Source organism: Kitasatospora sp. NPDC127116 (assembly GCF_042677365.1).
Classification (GTDB): Bacteria; Actinomycetota; Actinomycetes; order Streptomycetales; family Streptomycetaceae; genus Kitasatospora; species Kitasatospora lactacystinica.
Map to the genome: position 1 here is coordinate 1 of NZ_JBHXTL010000085.1, position 24,503 is coordinate 24,503.

Here is a 24,503-nt window from a genome sequence, read left to right on the forward strand (position 1 = left end):
CGCGGGCGAGCCGCCGGGTTGTCAGCCCGTCGATGCCCTCCTCCTTGAGCAGGCGCAGCGCCGTGCGCTCCACCTCGTCGCGCTTCAGCGCCATCCGATCGCCCTCCTCGTGTTCCGGCCGCCCTCCTCGTGCTCCGGCCGCCCTCTTCGTGGTCGAGCCGCTCTCCTCGTGCGCCGTTCGACGGGTCCGGCGCGGCGCGGTGCCACCGATCGACTCGGTGGCACCGCGTTCCGGCACGTCCGCGGGCCCTCCGGGGCTGGGCCGCTCAGTCCAGGTCGCTGTTGCCCAGCTCCTCCCGGACCAGGTTGAGCAGTTCCTCGTCGTCCGCGGCGTCGAGGAGGTCCGCGATGGTGTCCTCCTCCGCCTGGGCACCGGCGGACCAGCGGGCCAGGAAGGCCTGGAGGCGCACGGTGACCCTGGAACGGGAGAGCTCGTCCAGCGGGTTGACGGTCATCGCCGCCTCCAGCCCGTCGAGCATCCCGAGCAGCGGCTCGACGTCCGCGACCGACTCGGCGCCGCCCGGGAGCGCGCCGTGCAGGTGGCCTGCCAGCGCGACCGGGGTCGGGTGGTCGAAGACGATCGTCGCCGGGAGCGCGACACCGCACTCCCGCGCCAGCCGGTTGCGGAACTCGACGGCCGTGAGCGAGTCGAAGCCGAGGTCGCGGAACGGCCTGGTCTCGTCGATCTGTTCGGCCGCGGAGTAGCGGAGCACCTCGACCAGCACGTCCCGGACCAGCTCCAGCAGGACGGCCGTCCGCTCCTTGGCGTCCAGCCCGGCCAGCCGGGCGCGCAGCGCCCCGCCGTCCGCCGCCGGAGCCCCGGCCGAAGCCGCGCCCCCGGCCGGGGACCGGCCGTCGGCCGCCTCGGGCAGGTCGCCCAGCAGCGGGCTCGGCCGGCCCGAGGTGAAGGCGGGCGCGAACCGGGTCCAGTCCACGTCGGCGACGGTCAGCGCGTCCGCGCCGCCGTCCACGGCCGCCGCCAGGGCGGTGAGCGCGAACTGCGGGTCGAGCGGCGTCAGTCCGCGGCGGCGCAGGTACTCCTCCGCGCCGTCGGCCGCCATCCCGGCGCCCGCCCACGGGCCCCACGCGACCGACGTCCCGACGAGACCGCGGTCCCGCCGGTTCCGGGCCAGGGCGTCCAGGTAGGCGTTGCCCGCCGCGTAGAGGGCCTGCCCGCCGCTGCCCCAGGTGGCGGCGATGGAGGAGAAGACCAGGAACAGCTCCAGGTCCGCCTCCGCGGTGAGCTCGTCCAGGTGGGCGGCGCCGTCGACCTTGCCTCCGGTGATCCTCGCGATGTCCTCGACGCCGGTCTGCGCCAGCATCGCCGACTGGGCGACACCGGCCGCGTGCACGACACCGATCAGCGGGCGGTCGGCCGGGACCGCGGCCAGCGTCGCCGCCAGCGCCTCCCGGTCGGCGGCGTCGCACGCGGCCACCGTCACCCGGGCGCCGGCCGCCGTCAGTTCGGCGGTCAGCTCCGCGGCGCCCGGGGTCCGGGAGCCGCGGCGGCCGGTGAGGACCAGGTCGGTGACGCCCCGGCCGACCAGCCAGCGGGCGACGACCGCGCCCAGCGCGCCGGTACCACCGGTGACCAGCACCGTGCCGGGCCGCGACGGCCGCCAGGGCTCCGCCGGGGCCGCACCCGCGTCGGTGCGGACCAGGCGGCGGGCGAGCACCCGCTCACCGCGCAGGGCGAGCTGGTCCTCCCCGGTCGCCCCGTCGAGCACCGCCGCGAGCGCCGCGAGGGTGCCGGCGTCCGGCTCGGCGGGCAGGTCGACCAGCCCGCCCCAGCTCCGCGGGTGCTCCAGCGCCGCGGCCTGGCCGAAGCCCCACAGCTGCGCCTGCTCGGGGCGGGTGACCCGGTCCGCCGTGTCCACGGCCACCGCGCCCCGGGTGACCATCCACAGCGGCGCCTCCAGCTCCGCGTCGCCGAGGGCGTGCAGCAGCACGAGGCCGCGGTCCAGCCCGGTGGGCAGGTAGGCGATCCCGCGGGCCTTCTCGGCCAGCTCGCGCAGCCGCTCCGCCAGTTGCTCCCGGTCGAGGTCGCCGACGGCGAGTCGGACCGGGGCGGTGTCGGCGGGCAGTCGCGTGAGCAGGGTGTCCGCGAACGCGCCGTCGTCCTCGGTGTCGGTGATCAGCAGCCAGCCGCCGTCGAGCCGCGCCGGCGGGACCTCGACCGGCTTCCAGTCGATCCGGTAGAGGCAGTCGTCCAGGACCGCGGCGGCACCGTCGGCCCGGCCGGACGCCGCGAGCGGCAACCGCGGCCAGTACCGGTCCCGCTGGAAGGCGTACGTCGGCAGGTCCACCCGACGGCCCTCCGGCAGCACGGCCGACCAATCGACCTCGGCGCCCGCCGTCCAGAGCCGGGCGAGCGCCTCCAGGGCGGTGTCCCGCTCCTCGCGGCCCTTGCGCAGCAGCGGAGCGAAGGTGCCCGCCGCGACCGACTGCTGGGCCAACCCGCAGAGCACGCCATCGGGGCCGAGCTCCAAGTACCGGGTGACGCCCTGCTCCGCCAGGCGGGTGACGCCCTCGGCGAAGCGGACGGCCTCGCGGACCTGGCGCGCCCAGTAGTCGGGGGTGGAGAGCAGCCCGGGTTCGGCGAGCGTCCCGGTCAGGTTGGAGACGACCGGGATGCTCGGCTCGGCGAAGGTCAACCCGGCCAGCACCGAAGCGAATTCGGCGAGCATCGGCTCCATCAGGGCCGAGTGGAAGGCGTGCGAGACGGTCAGCCGGCGGATCCGGCGCCCCTCGGCCTTCCACCGGGCGGCGAACTCCTCCACCGCCTCGGTCGGGCCGGAGACCACCAGCGAGGTCGGGCCGTTGACGGCCGCGACATCCAGCCGCTCGCCGATCGCCTCGCGGACCTCGGCCTCGGTGGCCTCGACCGCCAGCATCGCCCCGCCCTCGGGCAGCGCCTGCATCAGCCGGCCCCGCGCCGCCACCAGGGCGCACGCGTCGGCCAGCGGGAACACCCCGGCGACGTGGGCGGCGGCGATCTCGCCGATCGAGTGCCCGAGCAGGAAGTCGGGCGTCACGCCCCAGGATTCGAGCAGGCGGAAGGACGCCACCTCGACCGCGAACAGCCCGGCCTGCGCCCACACCGTACGGTCCAGATCCTCCGCCCCGTCGAACACCACGTCCTTCACCGGCCGGTCCAGCAGCAGGTCCAGTTCCCCGCAGACCGCGTCGAAGGCGTCCGCGAAGGCGGGGAAGGCCTCGTACAGCTCCCGGCCCATCCCGACCCGCTGCGCGCCCTGACCGGTGAACAGGAACGCCGTCCGCCCCTCGGCCACGACGCCCGACACCAGAGTGCCGGACGGTCGGCCCGCGGCCAGGGCCGCCAGCGGGGCGTCCCGGTCGGCGCCGAGCACCACCGCACGGTGTTCCAGCCCGGCGCGCGAGAGCAGCGACCGGGCCACGTCCTGCGGCCGCAGCTCGGCCCGCCGGGCCGCGAAGGAGCGCAGTCGCCCGGCCTGGGCGGCGAGCGCCGCGGCCGAGCGCCCGGACAGCAGCCAGGGCAGCGCGCCCGACTCGACGGCGGAAACAGCCTCCACCGCGTCCGGCTCGACAACGGCCGTGGCCTCCGCCGTGTCCGGTTCGACGGCGGCCTCCAGGATGACGTGGGCGTTGGTGCCGCTGATCCCGAAGGAGGACACACCGGCGCGGGCCGGCCGGTCCACGGCGGGCCACGCCCGGCGCTCCGTCACCAGCTCCACCGCGCCGGCCGACCAGTCCACCTGCGGGGTCGGCTCGCCGACGTGCAGGGTCGGCGGCACGATGCCGTGCCGCAGGGCCAGCACCATCTTGATCACCCCGGCGACGCCGGCGGCGGCCTGGGTGTGGCCGAGGTTGGACTTCACCGAGCCCAGCAGCAGGGGCTCCGCGGTGCGCTCCCGGCCGTAGGTGGCCAGCAGCGCCTGGGCCTCGATCGGGTCGCCGAGGCGGGTGCCGGTGCCGTGCGCCTCGACCACGTCCACCTCGGCGGCCGACAGCCCGGCGTCCGCCAGCGCCTGGCGGATCACCCGCTCCTGCGACGGGCCGTTGGGGGCGGTGAGGCCGTTGGACGCGCCGTCCTGGTTGACCGCGCTCCCCCGGACCACCGCGAGCACCCGGTGGCCGTTGCGCCGCGCGTCGGACAGCCGCTCCAGCAGCAGCACGCCCACGCCCTCGCCCCAGCCCGTACCGTCCGCCTCCGCCGAGAAGGCCTTGCAGCGGCCGTCCGCCGCGAGGCCGCCCTGGCGGTCGAACTCCGCGAACACCACCGGGGTCGACATCACCGAGACGCCGCCCGCGAAGGCCAGTTCGCACTCGCCGCGGCGCAGCGCCTGGGCCGCGAGGTGCAGGGCGACCAGCGAGGAGGAACAGGCGGTGTCCACGGTCATCGCCGGGCCCTCCAGCCCGAACGCGTAGGAGATCCGGCCGGAGAGCACGGAGGCGGCGTTGCCGGTGGCCACGTGGCCGTCCACGTCCTCCTCCGAGGCGGCGAGCACCAGCGGGTAGTCCTGGCCGTTGGTGCCCGCGAAGACACCGACCGGCCGGCCGCGCATCGCCCTCGGGTCCACTCCGGCGGACTCGAAGGCCTCCCAGGAGGCCTCCAGCAGCAGCCGCTGCTGCGGGTCCATCGCCAGCGCCTCGCGCGGCGAGATCCCGAACAGGCCCGCGTCGAACTCGGCCACGCCCTCCAGGAATCCGCCCCGGGCGGCCGCGTCCACGCCCGTCCAGCCGGCCTCCCAGCCGCGGTCGGACGGGATGCCGGTCATCGCGTCGACGCCGTCGGACAGCAGCTCCCAGAGCGCGTCCGGGGAGCCGGCGCCGCCAGGGAAGCGGCAGGCCATGCCGACGATCACGATCGGCTCGTCCTCGGCCCGGGTGCGGTCCGCGACCTCGGCGACATCGGCGGCCACGGCCGGCTCGGCCGCGCCGAACAGCTGCTCGCCGAGGTGGCGCGCCAGCGCGGCCGGGGTCGGACGGTCGAAGACCAGGGTGGCCGGCAGCGCCAGCCCCGTCCGGGCGCTCGCCAGGTTCCGGAACTCCACCGCCGTCACCGAGTCGAATCCGAGGTCGCGGAACGCCTGCTCGGCGCCGACCGCGTCCGGCGAGCCGTGGCCGAGCACCGCCGCGGTCCAGGACCGCACGGCGTCCAGCAGCAGCCCGGAGCGCCTGCTCCCGGGTGCCGCCGCCAGCTCGGCCCGGAACTCCTCGGCCGGTCCGGCGCCGCGGGTGCCGGCCGTGGCCGAGGCGGCCTCCGGCAGGTCGGCCAGCAGGGCGCTGGGCCGCAGCCCGCCCGCACCGGCCGCGAACAGCGACCAGTCGACGTCGGCGACCACCAGGGCGGCCCCGTCGTGACCGATCGCCCGGGCGAGCGCCGTGACGGCGAGCGCCGGGTCCATCGGCGGCAGGCCGCCGCGCCGCAGCCGCTGCACCAGGGCCGGGTCGGCCGCCATGCCCTCGTTCGCCCACGGGCCCCACGCGACCGAGACGCCCGGCAGGCCGCGCTCGCGCCGCCCCTCCATCCAGGCGTCCACGAAGGCGTTGGCGGCGGCGTAGTTGCCCTGGCCGGCGCTGCCGACGGCGCCCGCCAGCGAGGAGAAGGCGACGAAGAACTCCGGCTCGTGGCTTCGCGTCAGCTCGTCCAGGACGACCAGGCCGGCCGCCTTCGCGGCCAGCACCGTCCTCAGGCGCTCCGGCGTGAGCGCGTCCAGCGCCCCGTCGTCCAGCACGCCGGCGGCGTGCACCACGCCGATCAGCGGGCGGTCCGCCGGCACCGCGGCGAGCACCGCGGCCAGTGCGGTCCGGTCGGTCACGTCGCAGGCGGCGACCACGGCCTCGGTGCCGCGCGCCGCGAGCTCCGCGACCAGGTCCGCCGTGCCCGGCGCGGCCGCCCCGCGACGGCCGGTCAGCACCACCCGGGCCACGCCGTGGTCGGCGAGCCAGCGGGCGACCTCGGCGCCCAGCGCGCCGGTCCCGCCGGTGACCAGGACGGTCCCCCCGGCGGTCGGCGACCAGGACGGCGCGCCCGCGCCGGCCGTCGCCCGGACCAGTCGGCGGCCGTACGTGCCGGAGCCGCGCACGGCCACCTGGTCCTCGCTGCCACCGGCCAGCACGGCGGCCAGCCGGGTGCCGGCCCGGGCGTCCGGCGTGGACGGCAGGTCGATCAGACCGCCCCAGCGGTCCGGGGACTCCAGCGCCGCGACCCGGCCGAGGCCCCACACCTGCGCCTGTCCGGCGTCGGCGGCCCGGTCCGAGCGGCCGACGGAGACCGCGTGCTCGGTCAGCGCCCAGAACGGGGCGGTGACGCCCGCGTCGCCGAGCGCCTGGAACAGGGCCAGGGTCAGTTCCAGGCCCGGCGAGACCGCCGAGTCCGGGTCCGGTTCCCCGGCGAGCGCGGCCAGCGACACCACACCGGCGAACGTGCCCGGGCCCGCCTCGGCGAGCTGCGCGGCCAGGGCCGCCCGGCCGGTGCCGACGGGCTCGAAGCGGACCACCTCGGCGCCCGCCGAGCGGATCGCCGCCGCCACGCCCTCGGTCAGCGGGTACTCGGCGGCCGCCCGCGGGACGGCCAGCAGCCACCGGCCGGTCAGTGCCGGGGCGCCGTCCTGGGTGCCGAGCGGCCGCCACATCACCCGGTAGCGCCAGGAGTCCACCACCGAGTCGACCTTGCGCCGCTGCCGCCACGAGGAGAGCACCGGCAGGGCCGCGCCGAGCAGCTCGGCGGGGTCCGGAGTGTCCAGGAGGTCGGCCAGATCGCCGAAGTCCTCGCGCTCCACCGCGTCCCAGAACCTGGCCTCCACCACGTCGCCGACGGGCTCGGTGGCACCGGCCTGCGGCCAGAACCGCTGCCGCTGGAAGGCGTACGTCGGCAGCTCCACCCGTCGGCCCTCGGGCAGCACCGCGGACCAGTCGGCCTCGGCGCCGTCCGCCCACAGCCGGGCCAAGGCCCGCAGGGCGGTCCGGGAGTCCTCCCGGCCGCGGCGCAGCAGCGGCGCGAACACGCCGTCCGCCGCGCTCTGCTGCGCCAGCCCGCTCAGCACGCCGTCGGGGCCGAGCTCCGCGAAGCGGGTCACGCCCTCGCGCTGCAGGGTCTCGACGCCGTCGGCGAAGCGGACGGCCTCGCGGACCTGGCGCACCCAGTAGTCGGGGGTGGTGAGCAGCCCGGGCCCGGCGATCCCGCCGGTCAGGTTGGAGACGACCGGGATCCGCGGCTCGGCGAAGGTCAACTCCGCGAGTACGGAGGCGAATTCGCCGAGCATCGGCTCCATCAGGGCCGAGTGGAAGGCGTGCGAGACGGTCAGCCGACGGGTCTTGCGGCCCTCGGCCGACCAGCGCGCGGCGTACTCCTCGATCGTTTCGACCGGACCCGAAACCACCACGGAGGTCGGGCCGTTGACGGCCGCGACGTCCAGCCGGTCGCCGATCGCCTCGCAGACCTCGGCCTCGGTGGCCTGCACCGCCAGCATCGCCCCGCCCTCGGGCAGCGCGTCCATCAGCCGGCCGCGCGCCGCCACCAGGGCGCACGCGTCCGCCAGCGGGAACACCCCGGCGACGTGGGCGGCGGCGATCTCGCCGATCGAGTGCCCGAGCAGGAAGTCGGGCGTCACGCCCCAGGATTCGAGCAACCGGAAGGACGCCACCTCGACCGCGAACAGCCCGGCCTGCGCCCACACCGTCCGGTCGATGCCGATGCCCTCGAACACCGCGTCGGTGAGCGGCCGGTCGAGCCGGAGGTCCAGCTCCGCGCGGACCGCGTCGAAGGCCTCCGCGAACACCGGGAAGGCCTCGTACAGCCCCCGCCCCATCGCGGCGTACTGCGAGCCCTGGCCGGTGAACAGGAAGGCGGTCCGACGGTCGGCGACCGCGCCGCGGACCACCGCCGCGTCGGGTGCGTCGTCCGCCAACGCGGCCAGTCCGCGCAGGAGTTCGGCGTGGTCCGCGCCGACGATCACGGCCCGGTGGTCGAGCGCCGCCCGGGTGCCGGCCAGCGACCAGGCGACGTCCCGGACGTCCGCGCCGGGCTCGGCGAACGCCCGCAGGCGCCGCGCCTGGTCCCGCAGGCCCTCGGCGGTCTTCGCCGAGACGGCCCAGACGGGCAGCACCGGTGCCGCCTTCGGCTCCTCCACCGGGGCCGACGGCACACTCTCCAGGATGACGTGGGCGTTGGTGCCGCTGATGCCGAAGGAGGACACCGCCGAGCGGCGCGGCCGGTCCAGCTCGGGCCAGGGACGCGCCTCGGTGAGCAGTTCCACCGCGCCGGCCGACCAGTCGACCTTCGGGCTGGGCCGCTGCGCGTGCAGGGTGGCCGGGAGCAGGCCGTGGCGCATCGCCTGCACCATCTTGATCACACCCGCCACACCGGCTGCCGCCTGGGTGTGGCCGATGTTGGACTTGATCGAGCCCAGCCAGAGCGGCTCGCCGTCGCGGTCCCGGCCGTAGGTGGCCAGCAGCGCCTGCGCCTCGATCGGGTCGCCCAGCACGGTGCCCGTGCCGTGCGCCTCGACGGCGTCGACCTCGGCGGCCGACAGCCCGGCACTCGCCAGGGCCTGCCGGATCACCCGCTGCTGAGCCGGACCGTTCGGCGCGGTCAGGCCGTTGGACGCACCGTCCTGGTTGACCGCGCTGCCGCGCAGCACGGCCAGGACCCGGTGCCCGTGGCGGCGGGCGGTGGAGAGGCGCTCGACCACCAGGACGCCGACACCCTCGCCCCAGCCCGTACCGTCCGCCTCCGCGGCGAAGGACCTGCAGCGGCCGTCCGAGGACAGCCCGCCCTGGCGGTCGAACTCGGCGAAGGCGGCCGGGGACACCATCACCGTCACACCGCCGACCAGCGCCGTCTCGCAGTCGCCCTCGCGCAGCGCCTGCGCCGCCCAGTGCAGGGCCACCAGCGAGGAGGAGCAGGCCGTGTCCACGGTGACGGCCGGGCCCTCCAGCCCGAAGACGTACGACACCCGGCCGGAGATCACACTGTTCGCCGAGCCGGCCAGGACGTGGCTCCTCGCCTCCTCCAGGCCGCCGACCGCGTTGTAGCCGGAGTTGGAGGCGCCGACGAAGACGCCGATCTGCCCGCCCCGCACCGAGCGCGGGTCGATCCCGGCGTCCTCGAAGGCCTCCCAGGAGGCCTCCAGCAGGATCCGCTGCTGCGGGTCCATCGCCAGCGCCTCGCGCGGCGAGATCCCGAACAGGGCCGCGTCGAACTCCGTCACACCTTCCACGAAGCCGCCGCGCGCCGCCTCGGCCGCGATGCCCTCGACCGACCAGGCGCGGTCCGCCGGGAAGCCGGTGACGCCGTCCGCCCCGGCGGCCACCAGGTCCCACAGCCCGGCGGCCGACCGCACGCCGCCCGGGTAGCGGGCGCTCATGCCGACGATCACCACCGGGTCGTCCGAGACGGCCACCGCCGCACCGGTCTCCTCCGCGGCCGCCACCGTCACCGGTACCGACTCCAGCAGTTCCCCGGCCAGATGGGCCGCCAGCACCGCCGGCGTCGGGTAGTCGAAGGCCAGCGTCGCCGGAAGGGCGAGCCCGGTCTCCTTCACCAGCAGGTTCCGCAGGGCCACCGCCGTCAGCGAGTCGAAGCCGAGGTCGCGGAACGCCTGACCGGCGTCCACCGCCTCCACCGACGTGTGACCCAGCGCCGCCGCCGCGGACGACCGGACCAGGTCCAGCAGCATCCGCTCCCGGCGCCCGGCCGCGGCCGCCGCCAAGGCGTCCAGGAAGGCCGAGGCCCCCTCGACCGCCGCCACCGGCGCCGACCCGCTGCCGGCCTCCGGCAGCTCCGCCAGCAGCCGGCTGGTGCGCACGGCGGTGAAGGCCGGCGCGAACCGCTGCCAGTCCACGTCCGCGACGGTCACACAGCCCTCGTCCCCGTCCACCGCGCGGGCCAGCGCCAGCACCGCGAGCCGCGGGTCCATCACCGCCAGACCACGGCGGCGCAGCTGCTCGGCGGCCTCGCCCCGGGCGGCCATGCCCTCACCCGCCCACGGGCCCCAGGCCACCGACGTGCCCCGCAGCCCGCGCGCCCGGCGCCGCAGCACCAGCGCGTCCAGGTGGGCGTTGGCCGCGGCGTAGACGCCCTGACCACCACTGCCCCAGGTCGCCGCGACCGAGGAGAAGGCCACGAACAGATCGAGGTCCAGACCGGCGGTCAGCTCGTCGAGCAGTTCGGCGCCGACGGCCTTGCCGTCGAGCACCCGGGCGATCTCTGCCTCGTCGGTGTCCGCCAGCGGTGCGGCGCCCTGGCCCACCCCGGCGGCGTGCACCACGCCGGTCGGCCTGTGCTCGGCGAGCAGCGCGGCCAGCGCCTCCCGGTCGGTGGTCGCGCAGGCGGCCACCACGACCTCGGCGCCCGCCTCGGTCAGCTCGGCGGCCAACGCGGCTGCGCCCGGCGCGTCCGCGCCCCGGCGGCTGGTCAGCACCAGCTTCGGCACCCCCCGGCCGACCAGCCAGCGGGCCGTCTCCGCGCCCAGCGCGCCGGTGCCGCCGGTGATCAGGACCGGACCGGACGGCGTCCACGGCGCGGCGGGCGCGGCACCGGAGGCGGCGCGCGCCAGGCGGCAGCCGTAGGCCCCGGCGCCGCGCACGGCCACCTGGTCCTCGCCGGTGCCGCCGCCGAGGACGGCGACGGCACGCTCGGCCGACTGCGGGTCGAGGACGGCCGGGAGGTCGATCAGACCGCCCCAGCGCTGCGGGTGTTCGAGCGCCGCGACCCGTCCCAGGCCCCAGAGCTGGGCCTGGACGGGATCCCGCAGCGGGTCGGAGCGGCCGATCGACACGGCACCGCTGGTGACCAGCCAGAGCGGGGCGTCGACGCCCGCCCCGCCCAGCGCCCGCAGCAGCGCGACCGCACCGGGCACCGGGGCGTCCGAGGGAAGCAGCGCCACGACGCCGGCGATTCCGGCCACCCCGGCCGGGACGGCGTCGACGTCGAACGGGAGCACCTCGGCGCCGGCCTCCCCCAGGGCGGCGGCCAGCGCGGCCCCGGGCCCGGAGCCCTCCGGCGCGGCCAGCAGCCACGTCCCGGAGAGGCCGGTCCCGACGAGCCCGGCGAGCGGCTTCCAGGTCGCCCGGTAGCGCCAGGAGTCGATCACCGCGTCCTGACGGCGCGATCGCCGCCAGGCGGTGAGCACCGGCAGGACGGAGTCCAGGCCCTCGGGCGTCCGGTCGGCGTCCAGGGTGGAGGCGAGGCCCGCCAGGTCCTCGTTCTCGACCGCCGCCCAGAACCGGGCCTCCGCCGGGTCGGCCGCGACGCTCGTCGGCTCGGCCGCCTCCGGCCAGTAGCGCTCGCGTTGGAAGGCGTAGGTCGGCAGCGGCACGCGCCGGGAGGCGGGGAGCAGCGCGGACCAGTCGATCGCGGCGCCCGCCGTCCAGAGCGCGGCCAGCGCGGTCAGGACGGTCTCGCGGCCGTCCCGGTCCTTGCGCAGCAGCGGCACGCCGACCACGTCCGGGGCGCTCTGCGCGGCGAGCGCGGTCAGCACACCGTCCGGGCCCAGCTCGACGAGACGGGTCACGCCCTCGCGGTGCAGGGCCTCGACGCCGTCGGCGAAGCGGACGGCCTCCCGGACCTGCCGCACCCAGTACTCGGGACTGGCGAGCAGCCCCGGCTCGGCGATCCCGCCGGTCAGGTTCGACACGATCGGGACCTGCGGCTCGGCGAAGGTCAACTCCGCGAGGACGGAGGCGAATTCGGCGAGCATCGGCTCCATCAGGGCCGAGTGGAAGGCGTGCGAGACGGTCAGACGGCGAAGCTTGCGGCCCTCGGCCTTCCAGCGCGCGGCGTACTCCTCGATCGTTTCGACCGGTCCGGAAACCACCACGGAGGTCGGGCCGTTGACGGCCGCGACATCCAGCCGGTCGCCGATCGCGTCGCGGACCTCGGCCTCGGCGGCCTGGACGGCGAGCATCGCGCCGCCCTCGGGCAGCGCGTCCATCAGCCGGCCGCGCGCCGCCACCAGGGCGCACGCGTCCGCCAGCGAGAGAACACCCGCCACATGGGCGGCCGCCACCTCACCGATCGAGTGGCCGAGCAGCACGTCCGGGACCACGCCCCAGGACTCCAGCAGCCGGAACGAGGCCACCTCGACCGCGAACAGCCCGGCCTGCGCCCACACCGTACGGTCCAGGTCCTCGACGCCGTCGAGGACGACCTCGCGCACCGACCGCCCGAGCTTCCCGTCCAGCTCCGCACAGACCGCGTCGAAGGCCGCCGCGAACACCGGGAAGGCCTCGTACAGCTCCCGGCCCATCCCGACCCGCTGCGCGCCCTGCCCCGTGAACAGGAACGCCGTGCGGCCCTCGGTCGCGATCCCGGTGACGACCCCGCCCGAGGGGCGGCCGTCCGCCAGCGCGGCCAGGCCGTCCAGCAGCGCCGCCCGGTCGTCGCCGAGCACCACCGCACGGTGGGCCAGCCCGGTCCGCCCGGTGGCCAGCGACCACGCCACGTCCTGCGGACGGGCCCCGGACTCCAGCGCCTCGGGCTCCAACTCCCCTGCCAGGCGGGCCGCCTGGGCCTTCAGGGCCCCGGCGCTCTGCGCCGACACCACCCACGGCGTCGGCCCGGTCGCGTCTCCGACCGGCGCCATCTCCTCGGCCGGCGCCTGCTCCAGCACCACATGCGCGTTGGTGCCGCTGATCCCGAAGGACGACACACCCGCCCGGCGCGGACGGTCCGCCGCCGGCCACGGGCGGGCCTCGGTCAGCAGCTCGACCGCGCCCTCCGACCAGTCCACCTCGGAGGTCCGCTGCTCGGCGTGCAGGGTGGCCGGGAGCGTCCCGTGCCGCATCGCCTGCACCATCTTGATGACGCCCGCCACACCGGCCGCCGCCTGGGTGTGCCCGATGTTCGACTTGATCGAGCCCAGCCAGAGCGGCTCGTCGCCGCGGCCCTGGCCGTAGGTGGCCAGCAGCGCCTGCGCCTCGATCGGGTCCCCGAGCCGGGTCCCCGTCCCGTGCGCCTCCACCGCGTCCACCTCGGCCGCCTCCAGGCGGGCGTCGGCCAGTGCCTGCCGGATCACCCGCTCCTGCGCGGGCCCGTTCGGCGCGGTGAGGCCGTTGGACGCACCGTCCTGGTTGACCGCGCTGCCGCGCACCACCGCGAGCACCTGGTGCCCGTTGCGACGGGCGTCCGACAGCCGCTCGACCAGCAGCAGGCCGACCCCTTCGGACATCCCGGTGCCGTCGGCGTCGGCCGAGAAGGCCTTGCAGCGACCGTCCGAGGCCAGGCCGCCCTGCCGGTCGAACTCCGTGATCACGCCGGGCGTGGCGAGGGTGGTCACGCCGCCGGCCAGCGCCAGGTCGCACTCGCCGCCGCGCAGCGCCCGCACCGCGAGGTGCAGCGCCACCAGCGAGGAGGAGCAGGCGGTGTCGACCGTCATGGCCGGGCCCTCCAGCCCGAACACGTAGGCCAGTCGGCCGGAGGCGATGCTGGTCGCGCTGCCGGTCATCAGGTGGCCGAGCGCGCTGTCCGGGATCTGCATGCCGAGGCCGTAGTGGGACGCCGCCGCGCCGACGAAGACGCCGGTGGAGCGGTTGCCGAGGTCGGCGGCCACGATGCCGGCGTCCTCGAAGGCCTCCCAGGCGGTCTCCAGCAGCAGGCGCTGCTGGGGGTCCATCGCCAGCGCCTCGCGCGGCGAGATCCCGAACAGGCCGGCGTCGAACTCGGTGGCGCCGTCCACGAATCCGCCCCGGGCGGCCTGTCCGTGCACCACGTCGAGGGGCCAGCCGCGGTCGGCCGGGAAGGCGGCGGTGCCGTCCTCGCCGGCGGCCACCAGCCGCCACAGGTCGGCCGGGGAGGCGACGCCGCCGGGCAGCCGGCAGGCCATGCCGACGATCGCGATCGGCTCGCCGGGGTCGGCCGTCGGCGCCGGCGCGGCGACGGCGGGGGCCGGTGCGCTCTCGCCCAGCAGCCTGGTGGCCAGGTGGTCGGCGAGCGCGGTCGGGTTCGGGTGGTCGAACACCGTGGTGGCGGGCAGCCGCAGGCCGGTCGCGGCGTTGAGCCGGTTGCGCAGTTCGACCGCGGTCAGCGAGTCGAAGCCGAGGTCGCGGAAGGCCTGCCGGGCGCCGATCGCCTCGGCGTCCGCGTAGCCGAGCACGGTGCCGGCGTTGCCGCGGACCAGGTCGAGCAGGATCTGCCGGCGCCGGCTCGCGGAGGCGTTGCGCAGCTGTCCGGCCAGGGTGCTGGTGTCGCCGGCCTCGCGCTCGGCGGCGCGGCGCACCGCGGGCCGGATCAGGCCGCGCAGCAGTGCCGGGACCTCGCCGCCGCCGGTGCGGTCCAGGGCGACCGGCACCAGGTGCGGGGCGGGCAGGGCGGTGGCCGCGTCGAAGAGGGCGAGGCCCTGTCCGCTGTCCAGGGCGGTGCCGAGCTTGTCGGTCCGCGCGTCGGCGCCCGGGTTCAGGTGCCTGGTCATCTCGCTGGCCTCCTGCCACAGGCCCCAGGCCAGTGACTGGGCGGGCAGCCCGAGGGCGCGCCGGTGGGAGGCGAGGGCGTCCAGGAAGGCGTTGGCCGCCGCGTAGTTGGCCTGGCCGCCGGTGCCGAAGGTGGCGGAGGCGGAGGAGTACAGCACGAACATCGCGAGGTCGCGGTCGGCGGTCAGCTCGTGCAGGTTGACGGCGGCGTCGACCTTGGGCCGCAGGACGGCCTCGACCCGCTCGGGGGTCATCGCGTCGAACACGCCGTCGTCCAGGGTGCCGGCCGCGTGGATGACGCCGGTGAGCGGGTGCTCGGCGGGGATCGCGGCGAGCACCGCGGCCAGCGCCTCGCGGTCGGCGGCGTCGCAGGCCGCGAGGGTCGTGTCGGCGCCCAGGTCCCGCAGCTCGTCGGCGAGTTCGGCCGCGCCCGGGCCGTCGGCGCCGCGCCGGCTGAGCAGCAGCAGGTGCCGCACGCCGTGCTCGGCGACCAGGTGGCGGGCCAGCAGCCCGCCCAGGGTGCCGGTGCCGCCGGTGATCAGGACGGTGCCCTCGGGGTCGAGCGGCGCCGGGACGGTGACCACGTTCTTGCCGACGTGCTTGGCCTGGCTGATGTGCCGGAACACCGCGGGCGCCTCGCGGACGTCCCACGCGGTGATCGGCAGCAGCCGCAGCGCACCGGACTCGAACAGGCCGATGATCTCCGCCGTGATCTCCCGGACCCGCTCCGGGCCCGCCTCCGCGGGGTTGAACGCCCGGTAGCGCACGCCGTGGTCGGTGGCGACCTGCTCGGCGTCGCGCGGGTCGGCCTTGCCCATGTCGGCGAAGCGCCCGCCCTCGGCGAGCAGCCGCAGTGAGGCGTCCGTGAACTCGCCGGCCAGCGAGTTGAGTACCACGTCCACGCCGCGTCCGCCGGTGGCGGTACGGAAGGACTCCTCGAAGGCGAGGTCGCGGGAGGAGGCGATGTGGGCGTCGTCCAGACCGGCGGCGCGCAGCGCGTCCCACTTGCCGGGGTTGGCGGTGCCGTACACCTCCAGCCCCAGGTGGCGGGCCAGTTGGACGGCGGCCATGCCGACGCCACCGGCCGCCGCGTGCACCAGCACCGACTCCCCCGGCCGGGCGGCGGCCACGTCCACCAGCCCGTAGTACGCGGTCAGGAAGGCGACGGGCACCGAGGCGGCCTCGGTGAAGGTCCAGCCGGCCGGGATCCGGGCCAGCAGCCGCCGGTCGGTGACCGCCCGGTCGGCGAGGCCGCCGCCGTCGAAGTGGCCGAACACCCGGTCGCCGACGGCCAGATCGGTGACCTCGGCGCCGACCTCGGTCACCACACCGGCGGCCTCGGCGCCCATCACGGCCCGGTCGGGGTACATGCCGAGCGCGAGCAGCACGTCGCGGAAGTTCACACCGGCCGCGCGGACGCCGATCCGCACCTGGTCGGCGCCCAGCGGGGCGTCGGCCTCGGCGGCGGGCACCAGGGCGAGGGCCTCCAGGGTGCCCTCCTCGGTGACGTCCAGGCGCCAGGCGCCGGGCCCGTCGGGGGCGGTGAGGCCGTGGGCGGCGCTCTGCCGGACGAGCCGGGGGGCGCGGGCCCCGCCCTCGCGCAGGGCGAGCTGCGGTTCGTCCTGGACGGTGGCCCAGGCCTGCCAGTCGGCGTCCTGGCCGGCCGGGTCGCGGTCCAGCAGCAGCACGCGGCCGGGGTGCTCCGACTGGGCGGAGCGCAGCAGGCCCCACACGGCCGCGCCGGCCAGGTCGGTCACCGGCTGCCCGGGGGCGGCCGGGACGGCGCCGCGGGTGACGACCACCAGCCGGGTGTCGGCGAAGCGGTCGGCGGCGAGGAACTCCTGGACGGTGCGCAGGACTTCGGTGGTGGTCCGGCGGACGGCCAGGGCCGTTCCGTCGTCGGATGCGGCGGGCGGCAGGGTCAGCACGACCACCGGGGGCGTCGCGCCGTCCTCGACGGCGTCGATCCCCCGCCAGTGCGAGGTGTCGGGCCGGGCCGGGGCCGGCTGCGCCAGCGGGGTCCAGTCGACGGTGAACAGGGCGTCGTGGACGGCGCGTTCGCCGGCCCGCCGCAGCGTCGCGGCGGCGACCTCGCGCAGGGTCAGCGAGGCGATGTCGATCACCGGCGCGCCGGTGGGGTCGGCGGCGTGCAGGGCGGCTCCGTCCGCGCGGACGGTCAGCGCGACCCGGAGCACGGTGGCCCCGGTGGCCCGGAGGTGGACGCCGTCGAAGGAGAACGGCAGCCGGGTGCCGGTGGCGGGGTCGGCGGCGAGGCCGATGGCGTGCAGGGCGGCGTCCAGCAGTGCGGGGTGCATGCCGAAGCCCTCGGCCCGGACGTCCTGGGGCAGGGCGACCTCGGCGTAGACGGTGCTGCCGTCTCGCCAGGCGGCGCGCAGGCCCTGGAAGGCGGGGCCGTAGCCGTAGCCGGCCTCGGTGAGCGCCTGGTAGAAGCCCTCGACCTCGACCGGCCGGGCCCCGACGGGCGGCCAGACCGCGAGGTCGGGGCCGTCCTGCGGGGCGGTGGCGGCCGGGGCGAGGACGCCGGTGGCGTGGCGGACCAGCTCGGTGCCGGCGGCGTCCGGGCGGGAGAACACCTCGAAGGTCCGGCAGCCGGTGTCGTCGGCGGTGCCCACGCTCACCTGGACCGCGACGCCGCCCTGGGCGGGCAGCACCAGCGGCGCCTGGAGCACCAGTTCGGACAGCAGGGCGCAGTCGGCCCGCTCACCGGCGGCCAGCGCCATCTCCACGAAGGCGGTGCCCGGCACCAGCACGTCGCCGTGCACCGCGTGGTCGGCCAGCCAGTCCTGGCCGGCCGCGCTCAGCCGTCCGGTCAGGACCAGGGCTCCGCCGGGCAGCGGGACGGCGGCGCCCAGCAGGGCGTGCTCGGTGACGACCTGGCCGACCGTGCTCAGGTCGCCGGCGGCGACCACGGCCCGCGGCCAGTACCGCTCCCGCTGGAAGGCGTAGCTGGGCAGCTCGACCCGGCGGCCCGCGGGCACGACCGGGGTGAAGTCGACGGACGCCCCGGCGGTCCAGGCCTCGGCCAGGGCCGTCAGCAGCTGCTCGGGGCCGCCCCGGTCGCGCCGCAGCGTGCCCAGCGCGGCCGCGTCGGCGCCGGCGGCGTCGGCGCTCTCCTGCACGCCGACGGTCAGCACCGGGTGGGGGCTGCACTCGACGAACACCGAGCGGCCGTCGGCCAGCAGGGCGCGGGTGGCCTGCTCGAACAGGACGGTGGAGCGCAGGTTGTCGTACCAGTACCCGGCGTCCATCCGCGCGGTGTCGATCGGCTCACCGGTCAGCGTCGAGTAGAGCGGGACCTGGGAGGTGGTCGGGCTGATCCCGGCCAGCTCCGTCAGGACCCGTTCACGGACCCGCTCCACCTGGGCGGAGTGCGAGGCGTAGTCCACCGGGATCCGGCGGGCCCGCACCTCCCGCTCCTCGCAGAGCGCCATCAGCGCGTCCAGCGCGTCCGGTTCGCCCGAGACCACCGTCGACGACGGCCCGTTGAACGCGGCCACCGAGATCCGGCCGTCGAAGCCGGCGATCAGCCCCTCGGCGGTCTCCTGGCCGACCGCCAGCGACACCATGCCGCCGTCACCGGCGAGTTCGATCAGCGCCCGGCTGCGCAGCGCGACCACCTTGGCGCCGTCCTCGACGGACAGCGCACCCGCGACCACGGCCGCGGCGATCTCGCCCTGCGAGTGGCCGATCACGGCCGAGGGCTCCACACCGTGCGCCCGCCACACCTCGGCCAGCGACACCATCACGGCCCACAGCACCGGCTGGACCACGTCCACCCGGGACAGCAGCTCCTCGTCGTCCAGGGCCTCGGTGAGCGACCAGTCGGTGTACGGCGCCAGCGCCGCCTCGCACTCGGCCAGCCGGGCCGCGAACACCGGTGCGGCGGCGGCCAGTTCACGCCCCATGCCGAGCCACTGCGAACCCTGGCCCGGGAAGACGAACACCACGTCGCCGGGAACCGCCCGGCCCTTCACGACGCCCTCGCCGTCGAGGGTGCCCAGGCCGTCCAGCAGGGCGGCCCGGTCGGCGCCCAGCACCACGGCGCGGTGCTCCAGGGCGGCCCGGGACAGCAGCGAGCGGGCCACCTCCGGCCCCGCGAGCTCGGGGCGCCCGGCCGCGAACTCCCGCAGCCGCTCGGCCTGTTCGGTGAGCGCGGCCGGGGTGCGGCCCGACAGCAGCCAGGGCTGGGGGCCCTCGGCGGCCTCGGGCTCCACGGTCCCGACGACCGGCACGGACTCCAGGATGACGTGGGCGTTGGTGCCGCTGATCCCGAAGGAGGACACCGCCGCCCGGCGCGGCCGGTCGAGCTCCGGCCACGGCCGGGCCTCGGTGAGCAGCTCCACCGCCCCGGCCGACCAGTCCACGTGCGGGGACGGCGCGTCCACGTGCAGGGTCGCGGGCAGCAGGCCGTTGCGCAGCGCCTGCACCATCTTGATCACACCCGCCACGCCGGCGGCGGCCTGGGCGTGGCCGATGTTGGTCTTCACCGAGCCGAGCCAGAGCGGCTCACCGGCGCGCTCCTGGCCGTAGGTCGCGAGCAGTGCCTGCGCCTCGATCGGGTCGCCGAGCCGGGTGCCGGTGCCGTGCGCCTCGACGGCGTCCACCTCGGCTGCGGTCAGTCCGGCGTTGGCCAGGGCCTGCCGGATCACCCGCTGCTGGGCGGGGCCGTTGGGCGCGGCGAGGCCGTTGGAGGCGCCGTCCTGGTTGATGGCGCTGCCGCGGATCACCGCGAGCACCTGGTGGCCGTTGCGGCGCGCCTCGGACAGCCGCTCCAGCACCAGGATGCCGACGCCCTCGGCCCAGGAGGTGCCGTCGGCGGCGGCCGCGAAGGCCTTGCACCGGCCGTCGGCCGCCAGGCCGTTCTGCTTGTCGAACTCGGCGAACACCCCCGGGGAGACCATCACGGCGACACCGCCGGCGAGCGCCAGCTCGCACTCGCCGCGGCGCAGCGACTGGGCGGCCAGGTGCAGGGCGACCAGCGAGGAGGAGCAGGCCGTGTCCACGGTGACCGCGGGGCCCTCCAGGCCGAAGGTGTACGCGATCCGGCCGGACAGCACGCTGCTGACGGTGCCGGTGAGCAGGTGGCCCTCGACGTTGGCGGGCATCTCCATGCCGAGGCCGTAGCCGGAGGCGGAGGCGCCGATCACCACGCCGGTGGACGAGTGGCCGAGCGAGTACGGGTCGATGCCGGCGTTCTCGAACGCCTCCCAGGCCGTCTCCAGCACCAGGCGCTGCTGCGGGTCCATCGCGAGGGCCTCGCGCGGCGAGATGCCGAACATGCCGGCGTCGAAGTCGGTGGCGTCCTCGACGAAGCCGCCGCGCCGGACGTAGCCGCCGCCCTCGGGCCAGCCGCGGTCGGTGGGGAATCCGGTGACACCGTCCCGGCCCTCGGTGACCATCGCCCACAGCTGCTCGGCCGAGCGGACCCCGCCCGGGTAACGGCAGCTCATGCCGACGATCGCGATCGGCTCGTCGTCCGCCGCGGCCGCCACCGGGCGCGCCGGCCGGGCCTCGTCGGGGGTGCCGAACAGCTCGCCGAGCAGGTACTCGGTCAGCGCGGCCGGCGTCGGGTGGTCGAAGACCAGCGTCGCCGCCAGCTTCAGGCCGGTCTCCGCGCCGAGCCGGTTGCGCAGCTCCACGGCGGTCAGCGAGTCGAAGCCCAGGTCGCGGAAGGCGCGTCGCGGCGCCACCGCCTCGGTCGACGGGCGTCCCAGCACCAGCGCGGTGCGGTCCCGGACCACCTCCAGCAGCAGCCGGGACCGCTCCCCCTCGGGCGCGGCGGCGAGCGAGTCCCGCAACTCCGAGGAGGGGGCGGACGATCCGGTGTCCCCGGCCGCGTCGTCCCGGTCGGCCAGGCCGCTCAGCAGCGGGCTGGGCCGGCCGGAGACGAAGGCGGGCCCGAACCGCTCCCAGTCGACGTCCGCGACGGCCACGCAGCCCTCGTCCCGGTCGACGACCCCGGCCAGCGCCCGGATCGCCGCCGTACGGTCCAGCGCGGACAGGCCGCGGCGGCGCAGGTAGTCCTCGAAGCCGGCGTCCGCGGCCATGCCGGCCTCGGCCCACGGGCCCCAGGCGACCGAGGTCCCGGCCAGGCCGCGGGCCCGCCGGGCCTCCACCAGCGCGTCCAGGAAGGCATTCCCGGCCGCGTAGGCGCCCTGGCCGCCGCTGCCCCAGGTGGCGGCGATGGAGGAGAAGACCACGAACAGGTCGACGTCCCCGGCCAGTTCGTCCAGGAGCGCGGCCCCGGCGGCCTTGCCGCCGATCACCTCGGCGACGGCCTCGGCGTCGGTCTCCATCAACGGGCCCGGCGCGCCGACCCCGGCGGTGTGCACCACGCCGCTCAGCGGGTGCTCGGCCGGGATCCCGGCCAGCAGCCCGGACAGCGCCTCCCGGTCGGTCACGTCGCAGGCGGCGACGGTCACCCGGGTGCCCAGCGCGGTCAGTTCGGCCACCAGCTCGTCCGCTCCCGGCGCGGCCGGGCCGCGGCGGCTGGTCAGCAGCAGGTGCGGCACGCCCCGCCCGGCCAGCCAGCGCGCCACGTCCCCGCCGAGGGCGCCCGTGCCGCCGGTGATCAGGACGGTGCCGTCGGTGCTCCACTCCGCCGCGGGGGCCCCGGGCAGCGGTGCCCGGACCACCCGACGGCCGAGCACCCGCGCCCCGCGCAGGGCCAGCTGGTCCTCCCCGCCCGCACCCGCGAGCAGCGCCGCCAGCCGGCGGCCCTCCTCGGCGGTGACGGTCTCCGGCAGGTCGACCAACCCGCCCCAGCGGCCGGGGTGTTCGAGCGCCGCGACCCGGCCGAGGCCCCACAGCAGGGACTGCTCGGGGGACGGCGACCGGTCCTCGTCCCCGGTCGACACCGCGCCCCGGGTCAGGCACCAGAGCGGAGCCTGCGAGCCCGCGTCCCCGAGTGCCTGGACCAGCAGCAGCAGGGCGCCGAGGTCGGCGGGCACCGGAAGGCCCGCGGCGGCCGAACCGGCCACGAACACCACGCCGGCGAAGTCCTCCGCGGCCAGCCGCCCGGCGAGGGCGGGCCGGTCCCCGGTCAGCGGCAGCCGGGTGACCCGCGCACCGGCGGCCAGCAGCGCGGCGGCCACGTCCTCGGCGGCCGCGGACTCGTCAGCGGTGGCGAGCAGCCAGGTGCCGTTCGGCCCGGCGGCGTCCGGCAGCGGCAGCGGCTGCCACTCCACCCGGTAGCGCCAGGAGTCGACCACCGCCTCCTGGCGGCGCGAGCGCCGCCACGCGGAGAGCGCCGGGACGACGCCGTCCAGCACCTCCGGGGTGTCCGACAGCCGCAGGGTGGCGGCCAGTTCCGGGACGTCGGCGCGCTCCACGGCCGCCCAGAAGCGGGCGTCCTCGGCCGAGCCGGGCGCGTCGAGCAGGACGTCGGGCCAGTAGCGCTCGCGCTGGAAGGCGTACGTCGGCAGGTCGAGGCGGCGCCCGGCCGACAGCACGGACCGCCAGTCGAGTTCGGCGCCGGTCGTCCACAGGGTGGCGAGCGCGGTCAGCGCGGTCTCGGACTCCGCGCGGTCACGGCGCATCAGCGGGGCGACCACGCCCTCGGCCGCCTGCTGCCCGACAAGACCCGACAGCACGGCGTCCGGGCCCAGCTCCACGAACCGGGTGACGCCCTCGCGGTGCAGGGCGTCGACGCCGTCGGCGAAGCGGACGGCCTCACGGACCTGACGCACCCAGTAGTCGGGGGTGGCGAGCAGGCCGGGATCGGCGAGGCCGCCGGTCAGGTTCGACACGACCGGGATCTGCGGCTCGGCGAAGGTCAACTTCGCTAGCACGGACGAGAATTCGGCGAGCATCGGCTCCATCAGCGCCGAGTGGAAGGCGTGCGAGACCGTCAGCCGGCTGGTCTTGCGACCCTCGGCCTTCCAACGGGCCGCGAACTCCTCGACCGCGTCCGCCGGCCCGGAGACCACCACGGAGGTCGGGCCGTTGACGGCCGCGACGTCCAGGCGGTCGCCGATCGCGTCGCGGACCTCGGCCTCGGCGGCCTGGACCGCCAGCATCGCGCCGCCGCTCGGCAGCGCGTCCATCAACCGCCCGCGCGCCGCCACCAGGGCGCACGCGTCGGCCAGCGAGAACACGCCCGCCACATGGGCGGCGGCGATCTCACCGATCGAGTGGCCGAGCAGGAAGTCGGGGACCACGCCCCAGGACTCCAGCAGCCGGAAGGACGCCACCTCGACCGCGAACAGCCCGGCCTGCGCCCACACCGTCCGGTCCAGGTCCTCGACGCCGTCGAGGACGACCTCGCGCACCGACCGCCCGAGCCTCGCGTCCAGCTCCGCGCAGACCGCGTCGAACGCTGCCGCGAAGGCGGGGAAAGCCTCGTAGAGGTCCCGGCCCATGCCGACCCGCTGCGCACCCTGCCCGGTGAACAGGAACGCCGTCCGCCCCTCCACCGCGACACCCGCGACCACGCCGCCCGTCGGACGCCCGTCCGCCAGCGCGCCGAGGCCGTCCAGCAGCCCCTCACGGCCACCGGTGCCCAGCACCACCGCGCGGTGGGCCAGCGCGGCCCGGGTCGTCGCCAGGGACCACGCCGCGTCGCCCGCGTCCACGTCCGGCCCGAACCGCTCGGCCAGCCGCGCCGCCTGGCCCCGCAGCGCCTGCGCGCTCTGCGCCGACACCGGCCACGCCACCGGGCGGACGCCCTGCCCGGGCGCCTCCGGCTCCGTCCGCGGCTCGGCCTCGGCCACGGCCGGGCTCTCCTCGATGAGCACATGGGCGTTGGTACCGCTGACGCCGAATGCGGAGACGCCGATCCGCCGGGTCCGCTCCGCCTGCGGCCAGGGCCGGGCCTCGGTCAGCAGCTCGACGCCGCCGCCCGTCCACTCGACGTGCGGGGTGGGCGCGTCCACGTGCAGGGTGGCCGGGAGCACGCCGTTGCGCAGCGCCAGCACGCTCTTGATCACGCCGACCGCGCCGGCCGCGGCCTGGGTGTGGCCGACGTTGGACTTCAGCGAGCCGAGCAGCAGCGGCCGGTCGGCCGCGCGGCCCCGGCCGTAGACGGCCTGCAGCGCCTCGGCCTCGATCGGGTCGCCGAGGCGGGTGCCGGTGCCGTGCGCCTCCACGGCGTCCACGTCGGCCGCCTCCAGCCGGGCGTTGGCCAGCGCCTGCCGGATCACCCGCTCCTGCGAGGGACCGTTCGGCGCCGTCAGACCGTTGGACGCACCGTCCTGGTTGACCGCGCTGCCCCGGACCACCGCCAGCACCTCGTGCCCGTTGCGGCGGGCGTCGGAGAGCCGCTCCAGCAGCAGGACGCCGACGCCCTCGGACCAGCCGGTGCCGTCCGCCGCCGCCGCGAAGGACTTGCAGCGGCCGTCGGCGGCCAGGCCGCCCTGCTTGCCGAACTCGGCGAAGGCGGCCGGGGTGCTGATCACCGCGACGCCGCCGACCAGCGCCAGGCCGCACTCTCCCTGGCGCAGCGACTGGACCGCCAGGTGCAGCGCCACCAGCGCGGAGGAGCACGCGGTGTCCACAGTGACCGCCGGGCCCTCCAGCCCGAAGACGTACGAGAGCCGGCCGGAGAGCACCCCGCTCGCGGTGCCGGTCAGGTGGTATCCCGCGGTGTTCTCCGGGAGCCGGCCGGCTCCGTCGTAGCCGGACGGGGAGGCGCCGACGAAGACGCCGGTCGCCGTGCCGGCCACCGACTGGGGATCGATGCCCGCCCGTTCGAAGGTCTCCCAGGCGACCTCCAGCAGCAGCCGCTGCTGCGGGTCCATCGCCAGCGCCTCGCGCGGGTTGATGCCGAACAGCTCGGCGTCGAACCCGGTCGCGTCGCCGAGGAAGCCGCCCCGGCGGGCGTAATCACGACTGCCGGGGAAGGACTCCTCCCAGCCGCGGTCGGTCGGGAACCCGCCGATCGCGTCGGTGCCGTCCGCGACCAGCCGCCACAGGTCCTCCGGGCCGGTGACGCCGCCCGGCAGCCGGCAGCCCAGCGCGACGATCGCGATCGGCTCGCGGGCGGCCGCCTGGATCTCCCGGTTCTGCCTGCGCAGGCGCTCGACCTCCTTGAGGGAGGCCCGAAGTGCTTCGACCGCCTTGTCACCGCGGGTGTTCATCGATTTCTCCAT

At 76.8% G+C, this 24,503-nt stretch carries 1 protein-coding gene; it reads right to left on the reverse strand.

All coding sequences use genetic code 11. From position 1 onward, the window contains the following. Positions 1–266 precede the first annotated feature (266 nt). On the reverse strand, positions 267–24,491 hold the full coding sequence (locus tag ACFVHV_RS28995) for a type I polyketide synthase (RefSeq protein WP_380354798.1): 24,225 nt from the start codon (positions 24,489–24,491) through the stop codon (positions 267–269). Positions 24,492–24,503 lie beyond the last annotated feature (12 nt).